This window comes from Oricola cellulosilytica, from assembly GCF_019966575.1.
GTDB lineage: Bacteria > Pseudomonadota > Alphaproteobacteria > Rhizobiales > Rhizobiaceae > Oricola > Oricola cellulosilytica.
Genome location: NZ_JAINFK010000001.1, coordinates 423,039 through 441,210 on the forward strand (window position 1 = coordinate 423,039; position 18,172 = coordinate 441,210).

At 63.7% G+C, this 18,172-nt stretch carries 16 protein-coding genes and 2 pseudogenes; 7 read left to right on the top strand and 11 right to left on the bottom strand.

All coding sequences use genetic code 11. The features are described from left to right. Positions 1 to 11: 11 nt before the first annotated feature. Positions 12 to 815, top strand: coding sequence for an enoyl-ACP reductase FabI (gene fabI, locus LC298_RS01965; RefSeq protein WP_131565147.1), 804 nt, complete (start codon positions 12 to 14; stop codon positions 813 to 815). A 17-nt stretch (positions 816 to 832) separates the two neighbouring features. Here fabI and LC298_RS01970 read toward each other — a convergent pair whose 3' ends face one another. Then, entirely contained in the window at positions 833 to 1,258 is a 426-nt protein-coding gene (locus LC298_RS01970; RefSeq protein ID WP_131565145.1) for a hypothetical protein, read from the bottom strand. A gap of 86 nt (positions 1,259 to 1,344) precedes the next feature. On the opposite strand from LC298_RS01970, the gene LC298_RS01975 reads away from it, so the two are divergent. Continuing rightward, positions 1,345 to 2,862, top strand: a complete 1,518-nt coding sequence (locus tag LC298_RS01975) for a putative bifunctional diguanylate cyclase/phosphodiesterase (RefSeq protein ID WP_158284674.1) — start codon at positions 1,345 to 1,347, stop codon at positions 2,860 to 2,862. On the opposite strand, the gene LC298_RS01980 is transcribed toward LC298_RS01975, so the two are convergent. The 3 genes from LC298_RS01980 to rpsO form a co-directional block, all read right to left on the bottom strand. Next, entirely contained in the window at positions 2,863 to 3,867 is a 1,005-nt protein-coding gene (locus tag LC298_RS01980) for a class I SAM-dependent methyltransferase (protein WP_131565140.1), read from the bottom strand. It lies immediately after the preceding gene. A 78-nt stretch (positions 3,868 to 3,945) separates the two neighbouring features. Next, positions 3,946 to 6,075 (bottom strand): polyribonucleotide nucleotidyltransferase, encoded by a 2,130-nt coding sequence (gene pnp, locus LC298_RS01985; protein WP_131565138.1) that lies wholly within the window; start codon positions 6,073 to 6,075, stop codon positions 3,946 to 3,948. A 260-nt stretch (positions 6,076 to 6,335) separates the two neighbouring features. Beyond that, positions 6,336 to 6,722 carry a 30S ribosomal protein S15 gene (rpsO, locus tag LC298_RS01990; protein ID WP_428977528.1) on the bottom strand — a complete coding sequence of 129 codons (387 nt, stop codon included), beginning with the start codon at positions 6,720 to 6,722 and terminating at the stop codon, positions 6,336 to 6,338. Between the two features lie 129 nt (positions 6,723 to 6,851). Between rpsO and LC298_RS01995 the strand changes: the two genes are divergently transcribed. Genes LC298_RS01995 through LC298_RS02005 form a run of 3 tightly spaced genes read left to right on the top strand, consistent with a single transcriptional unit; the run spans position 6,852 to position 9,484 of the window. Further along, entirely contained in the window at positions 6,852 to 7,889 is a 1,038-nt protein-coding gene (locus LC298_RS01995; protein WP_131565134.1) for an ABC transporter substrate-binding protein, read from the top strand. A gap of 28 nt (positions 7,890 to 7,917) precedes the next feature. Next, a complete protein-coding gene (locus LC298_RS02000) occupies positions 7,918 to 8,688 on the top strand; it encodes an ABC transporter ATP-binding protein (RefSeq protein WP_131565132.1) in 771 nt (256 codons plus the stop codon). Beyond that, a complete protein-coding gene (locus LC298_RS02005; RefSeq protein ID WP_131565130.1) occupies positions 8,681 to 9,484 on the top strand; it encodes an ABC transporter permease in 804 nt (267 codons plus the stop codon). Before LC298_RS02000 ends, LC298_RS02005 begins: the two co-directional genes overlap by 8 nt. 6 nt (positions 9,485 to 9,490) lie before the next feature. On the opposite strand, the gene LC298_RS02010 is transcribed toward LC298_RS02005, so the two are convergent. From LC298_RS02010 to rbfA, 3 genes are all read right to left on the bottom strand, one after another. After that, on the bottom strand, positions 9,491 to 10,915 hold the full coding sequence (locus tag LC298_RS02010) for an aldehyde dehydrogenase family protein (protein WP_131565129.1): 1,425 nt from the start codon (positions 10,913 to 10,915) through the stop codon (positions 9,491 to 9,493). A gap of 123 nt (positions 10,916 to 11,038) precedes the next feature. Further along, positions 11,039 to 12,013: a tRNA pseudouridine(55) synthase TruB gene (truB, locus tag LC298_RS02015; protein WP_131565127.1), complete on the bottom strand. Its 975-nt coding sequence runs from the start codon at positions 12,011 to 12,013 to the stop codon at positions 11,039 to 11,041. Then, a complete protein-coding gene (gene rbfA / locus LC298_RS02020) occupies positions 12,013 to 12,414 on the bottom strand; it encodes a 30S ribosome-binding factor RbfA (RefSeq protein ID WP_131565126.1) in 402 nt (133 codons plus the stop codon). Before rbfA ends, truB begins: the two co-directional genes overlap by 1 nt. A 129-nt stretch (positions 12,415 to 12,543) precedes the next feature. On the opposite strand from rbfA, the gene LC298_RS02025 reads away from it, so the two are divergent. Together LC298_RS02025 and LC298_RS02030 are read left to right on the top strand one after the other, a co-directional pair. After that, complete coding sequence (locus LC298_RS02025; protein ID WP_158284673.1) at positions 12,544 to 12,723, top strand: hypothetical protein; 180 nt, start codon at positions 12,544 to 12,546, stop codon at positions 12,721 to 12,723. After that, positions 12,707 to 13,135 (top strand): acyloxyacyl hydrolase, encoded by a 429-nt coding sequence (locus LC298_RS02030; RefSeq protein ID WP_158284672.1) that lies wholly within the window; start codon positions 12,707 to 12,709, stop codon positions 13,133 to 13,135. Before LC298_RS02025 ends, LC298_RS02030 begins: the two co-directional genes overlap by 17 nt. Before the next feature lie 79 nt (positions 13,136 to 13,214). Here LC298_RS02030 and infB read toward each other — a convergent pair. The 4 genes and pseudogenes from infB to nusA form a co-directional block, all read right to left on the bottom strand. Then, positions 13,215 to 15,362 (bottom strand): annotated as a pseudogene (gene infB / locus LC298_RS02035) (translation initiation factor IF-2); the annotation flags it as partial. Positions 15,363 to 15,683: 321 nt separating this feature from the next. Further along, a pseudogene (locus LC298_RS18170) lies at positions 15,684 to 15,788 on the bottom strand (hypothetical protein); the annotation flags it as partial. Next, entirely contained in the window at positions 15,785 to 16,456 is a 672-nt protein-coding gene (locus LC298_RS02040; RefSeq protein ID WP_223385497.1) for an RNA-binding protein, read from the bottom strand. The gene LC298_RS02040 and the pseudogene LC298_RS18170, both read right to left, overlap by 4 nt. 42 nt (positions 16,457 to 16,498) lie before the next feature. Further along, positions 16,499 to 18,145, bottom strand: coding sequence for a transcription termination factor NusA (gene nusA / locus LC298_RS02045; RefSeq protein WP_131565121.1), 1,647 nt, complete (start codon positions 18,143 to 18,145; stop codon positions 16,499 to 16,501). Positions 18,146 to 18,172 lie beyond the last annotated feature (27 nt).

The window sequence follows — 18,172 nt, forward strand, 5'->3', positions numbered from 1 at the left end:
GGAAATACGGAATGAAGGGCTTGATGGCTGGAAAACGCGGCCTGATCATGGGCGTCGCGAACGATCACTCCATTGCCTGGGGGATCGCCAAGGCGGTGGCGGCACAGGGGGCCGAGATCGCGTTTACATATCAGGGCGAGGCCTTCGGCAGGCGGGTCAAACCGCTCGCCGACAGTATCGGCAGCAAGCTGCTGTTGCCCTGCGATGTGGAGGACACGGACAGCACCGCCGCGGTTTTCGAGAGCCTGAAGTCGGAATGGGGAAGTCTCGACTTCCTCGTCCACGCCATCGGGTTTTCCGACAGGACGCAGCTGAAGGGCCGCTACGTCGATGTTACAACGCGCGACAATTTCGTGCGCACGATGGTCATTTCGGCCTATTCCTTCACGGAGGTCGCCCAACTGGCCGCCCCCTTGCTGAACACCGGGGGATCGCTGCTGACGCTGACCTATGGCGGATCGGTCCGGGTGATGCCGAACTACAACGTGATGGGCGTGGCGAAGGCGGCGCTGGAAGCCAGCATGCGCTACCTGGCGGCCGATTTCGGCCCCGACGGCGTGCGCGTGAACGCGATCTCGGCCGGTCCCGTGCGCACGCTCGCCGGAGCCGGGATCGGCGACGCCCGCCAGATGTTCAGCTATCAGCAACGCAATTCGCCGCTGCGCCGGACGGTGGACATCGACGAGATCGGGCAATCTGCGTTGTATCTGCTTTCCGACATGGGGTCCGGCGTGACCGGCGAGGTCCACTATGTCGATTCCGGCTACAGCATCATGTCGATGCCTACGATGGAAGACCTCCGGCGCCTCGACTGACCGGCGGCGCAGCTTCGTCACCCGCCTTCCCAAGTGCAATTGTCGAACGACGCATAGGAAACCAGCCGCTCCGGTTCTCCCGTCCGTGCGAGGCGGGAGCATCCCTCAACTGCATCCCCGCTTTCGAAGACGCTGATCGTTCCGCCATCGGCTCCGCTCTCCACGCACAGGACACCCTCCGGTGCGAGCATCCAGACCTCGCGCCGGCCATTGTCCGCCTCTGCGGCGAAAAGCAAATCCCGGCCGCTCCCGTTGACGACGCAAACCTTGCCCGCGGCATCGCCCGGATCGAGGGCAACGGCCGGTGCGATCGCTGTCATCGAGATGATGGCGGCGGCTGCCGCAAAGCGGCCTGGCGGCGCACCCATGACCTTCTCCAGCAGAAATACTTGCTCCAGCAGAAATACTTGCCCGGGAGCAAGGATCGGACCCATCAGGCCCATGTGTCCAATCACTCCGTTGTGAGCAATCTCTGAAACCGGATTTTAGGAAGTTTGCGGTAACTACGATGACTGCACGGGGTTTTTGCATGACTATCGGTTCCAAAACCGACCGATCGGCGGTGTTTCGCCTGGTCACCATTTTCAGCAGCGGTTTTGGCGCCGCGACGCTCAGTCTTTGGGCACTGACGCTAACACAGGCCGGCACCCTGAACGTGCTGGACGTCAATGCCACGACCGCCATCATCGCCGGTCTGGCCGCACTGGCCGGAGCCGGCTGTGCCCACGCCTTCTTCATCGGTTCGGACGAAGCCACCAAGGCGTATGAGGAAGCTCTGGAAACCGACCCGCTAACGGGCCTTCTTTCCAGAATCGGTTTGGAGCGCCGCATCGCGGAACTCTCGTCTAAGGAGGGCAACGGCCCGCGCAAATTCGATCGGCTCGTGCTGGTGTCTGTCGAAATCGACGCCCTTCGCGACATTAACGACGCGCATGGCCAAGAATTCGGGGACAGGGTTTTACAGACCATCGGGGAACGCTTGCGCCGAATGGTCGGTACACTCGGCCCCGTGGCACGAATCGGCGGGAGCGAGTTCACCCTTGCAGTGCGGGTCAATCGCGACAATCGCGAACTCCCCCAGATGATGGCCGCAATTACCGATGAGATTGCAAGGCCGATTGCCAGCACCAGCGGAAATGTTCCGATTTTCTCCGTTTCGGGGCTTGCCGAAGTGAACCCCGGCGAACCCGAGATCAAGAAGCTTCTTCAGCGGACAAGACTGGCGCGTGCTACCGCCAGGGCGAGCGGTCTTGGGAGCTGGGCGATCTATCACCCGGAGATGGCCGAAACGGACCGCTATCGCAAATGGATCGAAACGGAGCTGGGGCAGGCGATCGGCAAGAATGAGTTCGAGCTTGTGTACCAGCCGCAGGTGGACACGACCAACGGCGAAACCGTTGGGTATGAAGCGCTCCTGCGATGGGAGCATCGCGAAAAAGGGGCCATTCCGCCGGCCGAATTCATCACCGTTGCCGAAAAGTGCGGCCTCATCAACCAGATCGGAAGCTGGGTGCTTCGGCAGGCCTGCGTTGACGCAAGATATTTCACCTCGGGCGAGAAAATCGCGGTCAACGTGTCCCCGAAGCAGATGGAACAGGACGATTTTGTCGACACTCTTGCTGCCATCCTGCGGGCCCAGGCGGTCGATCCCGCCCGGATCGAGATTGAAATCACGGAGAATGTGCTCATCCACGACCAAAGAAAGATCCGCGAGCAGTTCGAGCAAATCCGCGCGCTGGGATGCTCGATCGCAATCGACGATTTCGGCACGGGTTATTCGAACCTGAACTATCTTTCGGATCTTCCGTTCAGCAAACTGAAGCTGGATCAGTCGTTTGTCTCCCGGATCGAGGACCGGAAGAACGGTGGCGCACTTGTCTCCACCATTGTCAATCTGGCGCGTGCGCTGGATGTGGACGTGCTTGCGGAAGGCGTGGAAACCGAAAACCAGATGGTGATGCTGAATGCCGCCGGGTGCACGCTGATGCAGGGTTACTATTTCGGCAAGCCGGTCGCGCTGCAACGACAGCAGACACTTGCCGCCTGACTATCGCACCGCCTCAACCACCTTGAATCCGTCCGCTTCGACAATCGGAACGACCCGGCGGAATCCCTGCGCCAGCGCCTGCTCGTAGGGCAGTTTGCGGTTCGCCACCATCAACAGCCGGCCGTTTGGCTTGAGCGCCCTCGACGCGGCCGCGATGAATGCCTTGCCGAGGTCGGGTTCAGAGGCGCGGCCCGAATGGAAGGGCGGGTTCATTACGATCCAGTCGAACTGGCGCGCCACCGGCTCGGAGGAAAGATCAAACCAGTTGGCCTCGATCGCGACGTCCCTTGAAAATGCCTCGAGATTGCGTTCGGCCGCGCGAAGCGACGGCCAATGCGCCTCGTACAGCGCCAGCCGTTCCGGCTTGGCCGCTTCGAGCAGGCGCGCCGACAGGAAGCCCCAGCCACAGCCGAAATCGGCAACCTGCCCCGAGATACGCTTGTCGAAGTGGGAGGCGAGAAGAGCCGAGCCCGGATCGACCTTGCCGGACGAGAACATGCCCGGCGCAGTTTGGAAACGGTCATCGACCGTCTCCGTTGCCTCAGCGATATCCGAAAATGGAGCACCCGATCCAACCGTGAACCAGAAGACGGTCGCGTGATGCTTTGCCAGCGAGCCGGCGATTTCCACCCGGCTTGCGGCCCATTTGCGCAGCGAAGCGATGCCGAGGTTCTTGTCGCCGGCGACGGCGACGAAACCGCCGGGACGGACCATGCGGCCGGCCCGCGCGATCATCATTTGGTTCTCGGCGCGATGCTTTCCGGCAAGCACCAGGCAGCCCGCACAGACGTCCAGGTCGGGGAGTTCCGGCTTCACCGCAAAACCGGCCCGCTGCAAATGCAGAAAACCGGCCCTATGCCCCTGCTCGCAATCGAGGGACCGGCGCATATCATCCGCGACATCGGGAAGCTGCGCGTTGAGGAAGGCGACACGCTCAGTCCCCGATGGCCACCCACGTGCACCGCTCTCAAACGGGAGGAAGAGTGTCTTGACCGAAGAGCTCATGCTTCCAAATCCGGCTTGAAATGAAAAAGCGCGGGACACCTTGCCCCGCGCTCTCGAGTTCTCCCGGGATCAGACCGATCAGTCGGCCTTTTCCTCGCGCGGAATTTCCTTGCCGGTCTCCTGATCGACGACCTTCATCGACAGGCGGACCTTGCCGCGCTCGTCAAAGCCCATCAGTTTGACGAAGACCTTGTCGCCTTCCTTGACGACGTCGGTCGTCTTGCCAACACGCTCCTGCGCGAGCTGCGAGATGTGGACCAGTCCGTCGCGGGGGCCGAAGAAATTGACGAAAGCGCCGAAGTCGGCGGTCTTGACGACCGTCCCCTCGTAGATGTGACCCACTTCCGGCTCATCCACGATGGAGTGGATCCACCGCTTGGCGGCCTCGATCTCCTTGCCGGAAGCGGACGCAATCTTGACCGTTCCGTCGTCCTCGATGTTGATCTTGGCACCCGTCTGCTCGACGATCTCGCGGATGATCTTGCCGCCGGCTCCGATCACGTCGCGGATCTTGTCGACCGGGATCTTCATCTGCTCGATGCGCGGCGCGAACTCGCCGAGTTCCTCGCGGCTTTCCGACAGGGCCTTCGACATTTCGCCGAGAATGTGGAGACGGCCGTCGCGGGCCTGCCCGAGTGCGACCTGCATGATCTCCTCGGTGATGCCGTGGATCTTGATGTCCATCTGCAGCGAGGTCACGCCGTTTGCCGAACCGGCCACCTTGAAGTCCATGTCGCCGAGGTGATCCTCGTCGCCGAGAATGTCGGAAAGAACGGCGAAGTCCTCGCCTTCCTTGATCAGGCCCATGGCGATGCCGGCGACCGGCGCCTTCAGCGGCACACCGGCGTCCATCAGCGAAAGCGAGGTTCCGCAGACCGTCGCCATCGAGGACGAACCGTTGGATTCGGTGATCTCGGAGACGACGCGCAGGGTGTAGGGGAAATCCTCGGCAGACGGCAGCATCGGATGGACGGCGCGCCAGGCCAGCTTGCCGTGACCGATCTCGCGGCGGCCCGGCGATCCCATGCGGCCAGCTTCACCGACCGAATAGGGCGGGAAGTTGTAATGCAGCATGAAGGCTTCCTTGTAGGTGCCGGTCAGCGAGTCGACGAACTGTTCGTCTTCGCCGGTGCCGAGCGTCGCCACGACGAGGGCCTGGGTTTCACCGCGGGTGAAGATCGCGGAGCCGTGGGTGCGCGGCAGGACGCCGACTTCCGAGACGATCGGGCGGACGGTCGAGAGATCGCGCCCGTCGATGCGGGTCTTGGTCTTGAGGATGTTGCCGCGGACGACCTTCGCCTGAAGCGACTTGAAGACGGACCCGATTTGCTCGGCGGTCCACTTCGCCTCTTCGCCTTCGGCCGGTGCAAAATGTCCCTTGACCCGTTCCTTGACCACATCGACGGCGTTGTAGCGGTCCATCTTGTCGGTAATCTTGTAGGCTTCGGCGAGGTCGGCCGAGACCAGGCCGCTCATCTCGTCTTCGAGCGCGGAGAGATCTTCCGGCTCGAATTCGCGCGGCTCGTTGGCGGCGACTTCGGCGAGCTTGATGATCGCGTTGATGACCGGCTGGAATCCCTTATGGCCGAACATGACCGCGCCGAGCATGACATCCTCGGGCAGTTCGCGGGCTTCCGACTCGACCATCAGCACGGCGTCATTGGTGCCGGCGACGACGAGATCGAGATCGCTCTCCGCCATCTCGTCGATATGCGGGTTGAGCACGTATTCACCGTTGATGTAGCCGACGCGCGCGCCGCCGATCGGCCCCATGAAGGGGACGCCGGAAAGCGTCAGCGCGGCCGATGCGCCAACCATGGCAAGAACGTCCGGATCGTTTTCCAGATCGTGCTGCAGAACGGTGAGAACGACCTGCGTGTCGTTCTTGTAGCCGTCGGGAAAGAGCGGACGGATGGGACGGTCGATCAGGCGCGAGGTCAGCGTTTCCTTCTCGGACGGACGCCCCTCGCGCTTGAAGAAGCCCCCGGGGATCTTGCCCGCCGCAAACGTCTTTTCCTGGTAGTTGACGGTCAGCGGAAAGAAATCCTGGCCCGGCTTCGGAGCCTTGGCCGAAACCACGGTGGCGAGCACGACGGTCTCACCGTAGGTCGCCATGACGGCGCCATGCGCCTGACGGGCAACCTTGCCGGTTTCCAGTATGAGCGGACGGCCGCCCCATTCGATTTCCACTTTGTGATGATTGAACATGTCTTGTCCTTGTTGTGCGGAGCGCATCCACGGTTCCGGGAATATTCCCTCAGCCGCGAATGCCCCCTACTTCGTTTTTGAACGAGCCACGGGCAAGACGACCGGATGCTTGAAATCATCGCTCAAGCAGCCGGCAATCCTGCCCCGAAGCTCCCTCGGGTTGGGCGGCGGACATTCCTTCTGGTCTCGCCGGCCGGTCTCCGGTTTCGTGCCCCCGGAAAAGGCAAAAAGGCGAACCGGCATGGCCGGTTCGCCATAAATTAGCGGCGAATGCCTAGTTCCGCGATCAGCGACTGATAACGGTCCTGGTCCTTGCGCTTGAGATAGTCGAGCAGGCTGCGGCGCTGTGAAACCATCTTCAGGAGGCCTCGGCGGGAATGGTTGTCCTTCTTGTGGCCCTTGAAGTGTTCGGTCAGATTGGTGATGCGTTCCGTCAGGATCGCCACCTGGACCGCCGGAGAACCGGTGTCGCCTTCCTTGGCGGCATATTTCTTCACAAGCTCAGCCTTGCGCTCAGGCGTAATCGACATCGTATGTCCTTTCGTTATGCGGAGCGGTTGCTCCATCTTGTTCGGGTAAGACGCCCTTTGCCGGGATGTCGTCCAGCACGGGCCGGTTTTCGCATTTCTCGAAATGCTGGCGCGCATATAGGCGAAGTTCTCGTGTTTGTCGAGCATTTACCGCCGGTCGGCCGCTTGCATGTCCCGTGTGCCTCGGTAGTGTCTCGCGGCACACAAAATTCGCCGGGGTTCAACCGGCGCCCCTTGGAGGAAATCATGACCGAACCAGCCATCCGCCTGTCACGGCGCGCATTCCACGCACTCGTTATCGGAGCAACAGTCAGTCTGACGGCGATCGCCGTCCCGGCAAGCGCCGCAGAGGCCGTGAAAATCGGCGTCCTCAGCCTGACGTCGCACTCCGCCGCCTTCATCGCCAAGGAGAAGGGCTATTTCGAGGAACAGGATCTCGATGCCGAACTGGTCACGTTCCAGGCTGCCGGGCCGATGGCCGTGGCGATCGCCTCGGGCGATATCGATTTCGGCGTTACCGCGATCTCCGGGGCGCTGATCAACCTGGCCGAGAAGGGCGCGGTCAAGGTGATCGGCGGAGCGCTGACCGAGGAGAAGGGCGTCGACGGCCAGAAGATCCTGGTCTCCAACGCCGCCTACGAGGACGGCGTCACCACGCCGGCCGATCTCAAGGGCCGCAGTTTCGGGATCACCGGAACCGGTTCCTCGTTCCACTACATGATCTCGCAGATCGCCGAAAAGGAAGGCTATTCGGTCGCCGATGTCGATCTGAAGGCGCTGCAGAAGGTGCCCGCCATCATCGGTGCGCTCAAGTCCGGGCAGATCGACGCGTGGTCGATCGTACCGCATATCGCCAAGGGACTCGACGGATCGGGAGGCGCCAAGATCATCGGCGACGTGGCCGACTACATCGACGGCTATCAGGTGACGACGATCTTCACATCGACCAGGAACGTCGAGGAAAACCGTGAACTGGTCGAACGGTTTCTCGCCGCCTATTCGAAGGGAATCGCCGAGTTCAACGCGACGATGGTCGACAAGACCGAGGGCGAGGAGGCGCAGGAGGCGACGACGCAGCTGATCCACAAATACGTCTATACGGACCGGCCCTACGAGAAAGCAGCCGGACCGATCAAGGCCGGCGCCATGCGGCTGCAGCCGAATGGCCGCCTGAACATCGCCTCGGTCGAGCACCAGTTGAACTGGTTCAAGTCCGAAGGGCTGGTCGACGAGGCGATCGAACTCGACACGCTGGTGGACACCAGCTTCGTCGAGACGCAGTAGCGCGCAGCCGCCGCGCCGATCCCAGACCGTGCAGCTCAAACTCTCCGGCGTCGGCAAGTCGTATGGCGGCTTGCCGGTGCTCTCCGACATCTCGCTCGACATCGCGAGCGGCGAGATCCTCTGCCTCGTCGGCCCGTCCGGCTGCGGAAAATCGACGCTTCTGCGGATGATCGGCGGGCTGGAACTGCCCGACGAGGGCGAAATCCTGCAGGTCGGCGCGCCACCCGAAGGGTCGCTCAACCCGCTGACCTTCATCTTTCAGGACTTCGCGCTGCTGCCGTGGCGGTCCGTCGCCGGGAACGTCTCGCTGGCGCTGGAAAGCCACCGTGCGATCTCGCGCGCCGAACGAGCCGCAATCATCGCCGACGTCCTGTCTCGCACAAAGCTTGGCGATTTCGCCAATGCCTGGCCGAAGCAACTCTCGGGCGGCATGAAGCAGCGGGTCGCGATCGCGCGAGCGCTCGCCGTGCGCCCGGCCGTCTTTCTGATGGACGAGCCGCTGTCGGCGCTCGACGCGCAGACCCGCGACATCCTGATGGACGATCTGATCGAACTGTGGAGCCGCGAGCGGTTCACGGCGGTCTATGTCACCCACAATCTGCAGGAAGCGGTGCGTCTCGGCCACCGGATCGCGATCCTGTCGCGGCGGCCTGGCAAGATCCGCAGGATCATCGGGATCGATACCCCGATCGGCGCGCGCACGCATCAGGATCCCGAATTGCTGGCGATACAGGAAGAGTTGTGGGGCCTGATGCGCGAGGAGGCGGAAGCCGCCGACAAGGAACTCACCCATGGCTGACGACGACGCGCAGACCCGGCCCGTTCCCTATCGCGGAGGCGGGTTCTCGGCCAGGCCGATGCGCTCCGTCGGGGTGCTGACCTTCGCCGCGCTGGTGGCGGTGTGGGAACTCGGCAGCCGCTACGGCTACATCTCCAACCTCGTGCTGCCGGCACCGAGCGAGGTGATCGAGGCGTTCCGCGACCTATGGGTTTCAGGAACGCTGTGGGAGCATCTCGGGGCCAGCCTATACCGGCTCGTGACCGGCTGGTCGCTCGGCACCATCGCAGGGATCGCGGTGGGGTTCGCGATCGGGCTGTTCCGGCCGGTGCGGGCCAGCGCCGGGCCGCTGGTCGCCGCGATCTTCCCGATCCCGAAGATCGCGTTGCTGCCGCTGTTCATCATCTGGTTCGGGATCGGCGAAGCCTCGAAGGTCGGGCTGATCCTGTTCGGGACGTTCTTTCCGACGGTGATCGCGACCTATGGCGGCGTCGACAATGTCGACCGCACCCTCGTGCGGATGGGCCAATCCTTCGGCCTTTCGCGATGGGAAATCGCGCGGAAAATCCTGTTCCCCGGCGCCCTTCCCGCCATCCTGTCGGGCATGCGGATCACGGCGGCCATAGCCATCATCCTGATCGTCGCCGCGGAGCTGATCGCGGCGCAGCGCGGCATCGGCGCCTATATCCAGATGGCGGGCTCGCTGTTTGCGACCGACCAGCTGATCGCCGGCGTGCTGGTGCTGTCGGCGCTCGGACTGACCGTCAGCGCGCTGATCGGCGCGCTGGAACTATGGCTCCTGCGCTGGCGGGCCTGACCGGCGTCAGCGGGCGCTGATGATCTTGGTTTCGAGGAAATCCTCGATGCCCCATTTGCCGCCCTCGCGCCCGTTGCCGGACTGCTTGTAGCCGCCGAAGGGATGACCGGCGGAAAAACCCGCGCCGTTGACCCGCACCATTCCGGCGCGAAGCCGCCGCGCCACCCGCTGGCCCTTCTCCGCATCGCCCGTGGAGAGATAGGCGGCAAGACCATAGGGCGTGTCGTTGGCGATCCCGACCGCCTCGTCCTCGCCCTCGAACGGGATCATCACCAGAACCGGGCCAAACACTTCCTCGCGGGCGATGGTCATCTGATTGTTGACGTCGGCAAAGACCGTCGGGCGAACATAGTAACCCCGGTTCATGCCATCGGGACGGCCTATGCCGCCGGTGACGAGCCGCGCGCCCTCGGCAATTCCGGTCTCGATCAGCCCCTGCACCTTGTCGAACTGCGTCTGCGAAACGAGCGGGCCGATGTGGCCGCCATGCTCACGCGGATTGCCCACCTTGACTGCTTCAGCCGCCGACTTCGCCATGCCGACCGCATCCTCGTAGATGCTGTGCTCGACGAGCATGCGCGTCGGCGCGTTGCAGGACTGGCCGGTGTTTTCCATGCAATGATTGACGCCGCCGCTGATTGCACGCTCGAGATTGGCGTCGGCAAAGATGATGTTGGGCGACTTGCCGCCCAGTTCCAGCGTCACCCGCTTGACCGTATCGGCGGCGCCCTTGGTGACGAGCGCGCCGGCCCGTGTGGACCCGGTGAACGACATCATGTCGATGTCGGGATGATGCGACATCGCCTCGCCGACACCCGGCCCGTCCCCGTTGACGAGATTGAACACGCCGGCGGGAATGCCTGCTTCATCGACGAATTCGGCAAAGAGAATGGCCGACAGCGGCGCGATCTCGGAGGGCTTCAGGACACAGGTGCAGCCGGCGAGAAGCGCCGGAAACACCTTCAGCGCGATCTGGTTGACCGGCCAGTTCCATGGCGTGATAAGGCCGCACACCCCGATCGGCTCGCGCACGATGGTCTGGCCCTTGGCAAAGGGTTCTTCCCAGGAGAAGTTCCTGGCAGCTTCGAGAAATCCGCCGAGATGCCACGGCCCGGCGGATGCCTGGTCATTGATTGCAAGATCGATCGGCGCACCCATTTCGAGCGACACCGCCTCGGCCAGTTCGCCGATGCGCCGGTCCATCACCGCGCCCAGCTTCTCGAGGAGCGCGATACGGACATCGAGAGAGGTGCGGCTCCATTCGGGAAACGCCCTGCGCGCGGCCGCAACCGCCTTGTCGACATCCGCCTTCGCGCCGAGCGAAATGACGGCGCATGGCTCCTCCGTCGCCGGATCGATGACATCGAGGTCGTTGGCTGCGGCCGGGGCCACCCATTTTCGGTCGATGTAGAATTCCCGCTTCTCGATCATGTTCGGCACTCCCTTCGATTTGCAGCGGGCCGTCCGGCCGCGCGATCGTCCGGATATATGCATCGCCGCTTTGAGGCGGCAGTGCAAGCGGCGTCGCGGGTCGGATTTGCCGCCGTTGGGCTCCTATGTCTTGAAGACGCGCCTCGGGCGGAACTCGCCCTCGGCGATCTGGCCGATCGCCAGAAGCTTGCCGCGCTCGAACGCACAGGCATCGTCGGCGGGCAACGGAGCATCGCGGCCGCGCAGAATGACCGGATTGCCGAGGCGTATGCGCTGCGCCTGATCGCCGCCGACCGCCACCTGCGGATAGTGATGCATCGCCTCGCCGGTATCGAGGAGCATGGGATCGAGCGCGGCAAAGCGTGCAGCGAGGCGCTCGTCCTCGGCCGTCTCCGCGTCATCGGCAATGCCGGCCTCCGCTTCCGCCACCGCCTTCTCGATTTCTTCGAGCGTGACCGCGTCTTCCTCGTCGAACGGATCGACCACCGTGCGGCGCAATTCGACGACATGGCCATAACAGCCGAGCTGGCGCCCCATGTCGCGGGCGAGCGAGCGGACATAGGTGCCCTTGCCGCATTCGACCTCGAAGGCGGTGCGGCCCTCGTCATGCGACACGATCGACAGGCTGTCGATCTCCACCTCGCGCGCGGGGATGTCCACCGGCGCGCCTTCGCGGGCGAGATCATAGGCGCGCTCGCCGCCGACCTTGATCGCCGAATAGGCCGGAGGTTTCTGCTGAATCGTACCCGTGTAATCCGGAAGAATGGCCTCCACGGCGTCAAGCGACGGACGTTCGCCGGACCTGTTGAGGACATCGCCTTCGGCGTCGTCGGTGGCGGTCTCGGCGCCCCATTCGACCGTGAACCGATAGACCTTCGCGCCATCCATGACATAGGGCACGGTCTTGGTCGCCTCGCCGAGCGCGATGGGCAGGATGCCGGACGCCAGCGGATCGAGGGTGCCGGCGTGGCCGGCCTTTTCCGCCTTGAACAGCCACTTGATCTTAGAGACGGCGTCGGTCGAGCCCATGCCGAGCGGCTTGTCGAACACCAGCCAGCCCGAGACCGGGCGGCCCTTCTTCCTGCGCTGCCGGGGCATCAGTCTTCGCCGTCCTCGTGATCGAGATCGCGGGCAACCTCGGGCGATCGCAACAACTCGTCAATCTTCGAGAAATTGTAGAAACTGGTGTCGGCACGGAACCGGAATTGCGGCATGTATTTCATCTGGCGCAGGGACGGGCCGACGCGGCCGCGAATGAATTTCGCGTTCGCCGCCAGCGCCTTGACCACAGGCTCCATGTCCTGACGTCCGAGGGCAGTGATGTAGGCGGTCGCGATCTTCAGGTCGGGCGACATGCGCACCTCGTTGACCGAAATCACCTCGCCCTCAATGACGGGATCGCGCACCTCGCCGCGCTGCAGAACAGTCGTCAGCGCATGGCGCACCTGCTCGCCGACGCGAAGCTGGCGCTGGGAGGGCATGGATTTGTCGTGGCTCATGCCGCCTCACATAGTCCAACCGGGCGGACGCGGCAAATACCGGAAATAGAAAAGTGTGGCATGTCGGACACAGTATCCGGCTCAGCTTCTGCTAACAAAATCTGCATTGTATTTGGGGCACCTTCCATAATGAGCAAAATATCAGCTCTTTCGGGACTTGCGTTGGTTTTAGCCTGGCTGACGGTCGGCAGTTCGCATGCAGGGGACCACACAAATTCCAACTGGCCGTGGATCGGCAAGAACGCCGACGTGCTGGAAATCAGGTTCGGTGGCGCGCTCTACGAAACGGGGCGTGCTGACGAGGCGTGAGGACAACGGTTTCGTCGTGAACGGCGAAGTGCTGTTCCCATCGCCCGGATTTCTCTCCTTCATCGGTTCGCCTCGGCCCTATATCGGCACGGACGTCGCCTTCGTCGATGACGGCGCCACGACAGTCAATGTCGCATACGCAGGTCTCAACTGGCAGGTGCACTGGACCGAGCGGTTCTACACATCGGCCAGTCTCGGCGGTTCGGTGAATAATGCCGATCTCTCCAACGGTTCACCGAACCACTGGGGCGTCGGATGCAACACGCTGTTCCATGTCGGCGCCAGCGCGGGCGTCGACGTCACGGAGCGTGTGTCGGTCGAGGCCTATACCAATCACTTCTCGAACGCCAACCAGTGTTTCAGCAATGGCGGCCTGGAATCGTCGGGCTTGCGCGCCGGCCTGAAGTTCTAGGCGCTTTTCCGTCCGCAAGGCGACCAAAGAAAAGGCCCGGCCGATGCCGGGCCTTTCTTTTTGTAGATAATCGACACGGTTACAGCGACCGGGCGATTTCCTCGACGCGGAAGCACTCGATCACGTCGCCGGCACGGATGTCGTCGTAGTTTTCGAACGCCATGCCGCATTCCTGACCGACCGGAACCTCGGAAACCTCGTCCTTGAAGCGCTTGAGCGTCTTGAGCTTGCCTTCGTGGATGACGACGTTGTCGCGTACGAGACGCACCCCGGCGCCGCGCTCGACCTTGCCCTCGGTAACCTGACAACCGGCGACCTTGCCGACCTTGGTGATGTTGAAGACCTCCTTGATCTCGGCATTGCCGAGGAAGGTCTCGCGGCGTTCCGGGGAAAGAAGCCCCGACATCGCCGCCTTCACGTCGTCCAGCAGGTTGTAGATGATGTTGTAGTAGCGGATCTCGACGCCGGATTGGTCGGCGAGGTCCCGGGCCTGCTTGTTGGCGCGCACGTTGAACGCCATGATCGCCGCGCCGGTGGATTCCGCCAGCGACACGTCGGTCTCGGTGATGCCGCCGGCGCCCGAGTGGACGATGCGGGCCTGCACCTCGTCGGTACCGAGCTTGTCGAGCGCCCCGATGATGGCTTCGACGGACCCCTGCACGTCAGCCTTGATGACCAGCGGGAACTCGGCAAGCTCGCTGTCGCGCGCCTGTGCCATCATCTGTTCGAGCGAGCCGCGCGAACCGGCCTGACGAGCAACCGCCTTCTCGCGCGAGACGCGCTGGCGGTACTCGGCGATCTCGCGGGCCCGCGCCTCTTCCTCGACGACCGCGACGCGGTCACCCGCCTGCGGCGTGCCGTTGAGGCCGAGAATCTCGACCGGCAATGACGGCTCGGCTTCCTTAAGCTGCTCGCCGCGATCGTTGAGGATCGCGCGCACGCGGCCCCATTCGTCGCCCGCAACGACGATGTCGCCGATCTTCAGCGTGCCCGCCTGCACCAGAACGGTGGCCACCGAACCCCGGCCCTTATCGAGCTTCGCCTCGATGACAACGCCTTCGGCGGTCCGGTCGGGGTTGGCCTTGAGCTCCAGAAGTTCGGATTGCAGAAGAATGGCCTCCAGCAGCCCGTCCAGATTGGTGCCCTTGAGCGCAGAGACCTCGACCTCCTGAATCTCGCCGCCCATCGATTCGACGAACACCTCGTGCTGCAGAAGTTCGGTGCGAACCTTCTGGGCATCCGCGTCCGGCTTGTCGATCTTGTTGATCGCAACGATCATCGGCACGCCGGCCGCCTTGATGTGATTGATGGACTCGATCGTCTGCGGCATGACGCTGTCATCGGCGGCAACGACCAGGATCGCGATATCGGTCGCCTGGGCACCGCGGGCGCGCATCGCCGTGAAGGCGGCGTGGCCCGGCGTGTCGAGGAAGGTGATCTTCTGACCATCCTTCTCGACCTGGTAGGCGCCGATATGCTGGGTGATGCCGCCGGCTTCGCCGGAAACCACCTTCGCGTTGCGGATCGCATCGAGCAGCGACGTCTTGCCGTGGTCGACGTGACCCATGATGGTCACAACCGGCGGACGCGGCTTCATGTCCTCGGGATTGTCCTCGACGTCGAAGATACCCTCCTCGACATCCGCCTCGGTCACGCGTCTGACCGTGTGTCCGAATTCCTGCGCGATGAGTTCCGCCATGTCGGCGTCGATCAGATCGCCGGGCTTCATCATCTGGCCTTCCTTCATCAGGTACTTGACCAGATCGACTGAGCGCTCGGCCATGCGCTGGGCGAGTTCCTGGATGGTGATGGTTTCCGGCAACTGCACCTCGCGCGAAATCTTCTCGCGCGGCTCGCTGCTTGCCGACGAACGCTTGAACTTCTCCTGGCGGCGGCGCATCGCTGAAAGCGAACGCGACCGGCCTTCGCGGTCGGCTCCGACATTCGACAGGGTCAGCTTGCCACGGCGGCGGTCATCGTCGCGGCGCGGCGACGGCCGTGGCGGCGTGTCCGCCCGGCCGGGAGCGCGGCGCGGACCGCCGCGGCTGTCCTCACCGCCTTCCGAACGCTTGGCGCCCCCGCGGCCGGCCGCGGCGACATCCTCTTCGGGTTCGGGCGTACGGCGTGCGGCCTCGGCCTCGGCGCGCTCGCGCGCCTCCTTCTCGGCGGCAAGCCGCTCCTCTTCCTCGCGCTGGCGGCGTTCGGATTCGGCGCGCTCGCGAGCCCGGCGCTCGTCTTCCTCGGCGCGGCGCTTGGCTTCCTCGGCCGCGCGCTTGCGGTCTTCATCCTCGCGTGCCTGGGCGCCTTCGAGAGCAAGCCGCCTCGCCTCCATCTCGCTCTTGGAAAGCTGATTTAGGACAACGCCACCGCCGCGCTGATCGTCCGCTGCGGCAGGAGCCGCGGGCGCGGTCTTGGCCTCGACCGGCTTGGCAGGCGCTGCGGGCTTGGGACGCGCGCTCTGCGTCGCGCCGGCAGCCGGCTTTTCGTCGGGACGCGTGAATTTGCGCTTGCGCGTTTCGACGACAACCGATTTCGTCCGGCCATGGCTGAAGTTCTGCCGGACGGTACCCTTGTCACCGCCGGATCGCTTCAGCGTCAGCGTACGCTTTCCGTCCGCGCCGGTTTTCTTGTCGTCAGAAGTTGTGTCACTCATTCCGTAATCTTACCCTTCGCGGTCTTTCTCGTCGCGCCGCCGGACATTGCGATGTCGGGGCCCGGCCGCCGGTACCGATCCAGCATTTCAAGCTGCCGCAATGCAGCTTTACCGGGGCCTCCGTCAAGTACGGCAGCATGTATCACATTTCCCGCACCCAATGCCAAATCCAATTCGCCCTCGCGAAAGGAATTGAATGCGGGGATATCGGGCCCGTCCATCTGACGCACAAACGTGCGGGCCTGGTCAATTTTTCTCACCCCGTCCGGGGCGGCGGCAGGATCGCGCAGCACCGCCAGCGCAGCGCCGCTTCGCACGGCCTTGTCGACCTGCACGGCGCCTGTCACCACAGCGCCGGCCTTGCGGGCAAGACCTAACTGTCCGAGCGCCCTCTTGGCAAGCAGTTCGTCGACAAGCGCTCCAAGATCCGGCGCGACGTCGACCTCCTGCTTCAGACCGCGGCGAAACAGCTTCCGGCCGGCGGCGGCATCGACATGGGCGCGGCTGGCGGTGACCCAACAGCCTCGGCCGGGCAGATTGCGCTTCAGGTCAGGAACGACCGCCCCGTCGGGACCTGCAACGAAGCGTATCATGTCCTCGGCCGGCCCGGTGGAGCCCGTCACGATGCAGGTTCGGTCGTTCATGTCGTCCTTTTTGCCTGCATACATTCCGGTCATCCGCCCCTGCTGCCCGCTCACCCATCACGGAACTCAAGCGTCGGCGGAAAAGACAGTGGGCTCGGAAGCCGGGGCGGCTTCGGCGGCTTCGCCTTCCTCGGCTTCGCCCGTCTCATCGTCGGCGGCCAGGTCCTCCTCGGTGATCCAGCCGACCGCGAGGCGGGCGGCGACGATCATTTCCTCGGCCTCGGCGCGGCTCACGTCGAAGGGCGTGAGAATGCCGTCATAGATCCGGGTCTCGCCATCCTTGCGTTCCCGCCAGCCGACGAGATCGTCCGCGGCGCAACCGGCGAAGTCTTCCATGGACTTGATGCCCTCCTCGCCGAGAGCAACCATCATCGCTGTCGTGACGCCGGGAAGATCGCGAAGTTCGTCCGCCACGCCGAGTTCCTTGCGCTTGGCATCGTTTTCGGCCTCGATGCGCTCGATATGCTCGCGCGCCCGGGTCTGGATCTCGGCTGCCGTATCCTCGTCGAAACCTTCGATCGAAGACACTTCCTCGGCCTCCACATAGGCGACTTCCTCGATCGAGGTGAAGCCTTCCGACGCAAGCACCTGGCCGACCATCTCGTCGACGTCGAGGGCTTCCATGAACAGGGTGGAGCGCTCGACGAACTCTTTCTGGCGGCGTGCGGATTCTTCTTCCTCAGTCAGGATGTCGATATCCCAGCCTGTCAACTGCGACGCCAGGCGGACGTTCTGGCCGCGGCGGCCGATCGCGAGCGACAACTGCTCATCCGGCACGACCACCTCGATGCGTTCGGCCTCCTCGTCGAGAACGACCTTGGCGACTTCGGCCGGCTGCAGTGCATTGACGATGAAGGACGCGGCATCGGGTTGCCAGGGAATGATGTCGATCTTCTCGCCCTGTAATTCGCCGACGACCGCCTGGACACGGCTGCCGCGCATGCCGACGCAGGCGCCGACAGGGTCGATCGAGGAATCGCGGCTGACCACCGCGATCTTGGCGCGCGAGCCCGGATCGCGGGCCACCGACTTGATCTCGATGATGCCGTCGTAGATCTCCGGCACTTCCATCTGGAACAGCTTGGCCATGAACTGCGGGTGGGTGCGCGACAGGAAAATCTGCGGGCCGCGCTGTTCGCGGCGCACGTCGTAGACATAGGCGCGGATGCGGTCGCCATAGCGGTAGTTCTCGCGCGGGATCAGCTCGTCGCGGCGCACGATCGCCTCGGCGCGGCCGAGATCGACGATGACGTTGCCGTATTCGACGCGCTTGACGGTGCCGTTGACGATTTCGCCGACCCTGTCCTTGAACTCGTCGTACTGGTTGTCGCGCTCGGCCTCGCGCACCTTCTGGACGATGACCTGCTTGGCCGACTGTGCCGCGATGCGTCCGAAATCGAGCGGCGGCAACTGTTCGGCGATGAAATCGCCCGGCTGCGCATCGGGGTTCTTGTCGCGCGCCTGCTCGATCGAGATCTGGGTGGCCGAATCCTCGACAACCTCGGACACTTCGAGAAGCCGCTGCAGCTTGATCTCGCCGGTCTTGGTGTTGATGTCGGCGCGGATGTTGGTTTCCTGTCCGTAGCGCGATTTCGCGGCCTTCTGGATGGCGTCGGCCATCGCGCCGATGACGATATCCTTGTCGATCAGCTTCTCGCGCGCGACCGCGTCCGCGATCTGAAGAAGCTCAAGCCGGTTAGCACTGACTGCCATTTTCGTCTCCTGTGGGGTCCGCATCCC

What these genes read in the sequence shown, in the direction of transcription:
- fabI (WP_131565147.1), top strand. Translation starts at nt 12, where the DNA reads ATGAAGGGCTTGATGGCTGGAAAACGCGGCCTGATCATGGGCGTCGCG.
- LC298_RS01970 (WP_131565145.1), bottom strand. Translation starts at nt 1,258, where the DNA reads ATGGGCCTGATGGGTCCGATCCTTGCTCCCGGGCAAGTATTTCTGCTG.
- LC298_RS01975 (WP_158284674.1), top strand. Translation starts at nt 1,345, where the DNA reads ATGACTATCGGTTCCAAAACCGACCGATCGGCGGTGTTTCGCCTGGTC.
- LC298_RS01980 (WP_131565140.1), bottom strand. Translation starts at nt 3,867, where the DNA reads ATGAGCTCTTCGGTCAAGACACTCTTCCTCCCGTTTGAGAGCGGTGCA.
- pnp (WP_131565138.1), bottom strand. Translation starts at nt 6,075, where the DNA reads ATGTTCAATCATCACAAAGTGGAAATCGAATGGGGCGGCCGTCCGCTC.
- rpsO (WP_428977528.1), bottom strand. Translation starts at nt 6,722, where the DNA reads ATGCGCGCCAGCATTTCGAGAAATGCGAAAACCGGCCCGTGCTGGACG.
- LC298_RS01995 (WP_131565134.1), top strand. Translation starts at nt 6,852, where the DNA reads ATGACCGAACCAGCCATCCGCCTGTCACGGCGCGCATTCCACGCACTC.
- LC298_RS02005 (WP_131565130.1), top strand. Translation starts at nt 8,681, where the DNA reads ATGGCTGACGACGACGCGCAGACCCGGCCCGTTCCCTATCGCGGAGGC.
- LC298_RS02010 (WP_131565129.1), bottom strand. Translation starts at nt 10,915, where the DNA reads ATGATCGAGAAGCGGGAATTCTACATCGACCGAAAATGGGTGGCCCCG.
- truB (WP_131565127.1), bottom strand. Translation starts at nt 12,013, where the DNA reads ATGCCCCGGCAGCGCAGGAAGAAGGGCCGCCCGGTCTCGGGCTGGCTG.
- rbfA (WP_131565126.1), bottom strand. Translation starts at nt 12,414, where the DNA reads ATGAGCCACGACAAATCCATGCCCTCCCAGCGCCAGCTTCGCGTCGGC.
- LC298_RS02025 (WP_158284673.1), top strand. Translation starts at nt 12,544, where the DNA reads ATGAGCAAAATATCAGCTCTTTCGGGACTTGCGTTGGTTTTAGCCTGG.
- LC298_RS02040 (WP_223385497.1), bottom strand. Translation starts at nt 16,456, where the DNA reads ATGTATGCAGGCAAAAAGGACGACATGAACGACCGAACCTGCATCGTG.
- nusA (WP_131565121.1), bottom strand. Translation starts at nt 18,145, where the DNA reads ATGGCAGTCAGTGCTAACCGGCTTGAGCTTCTTCAGATCGCGGACGCG.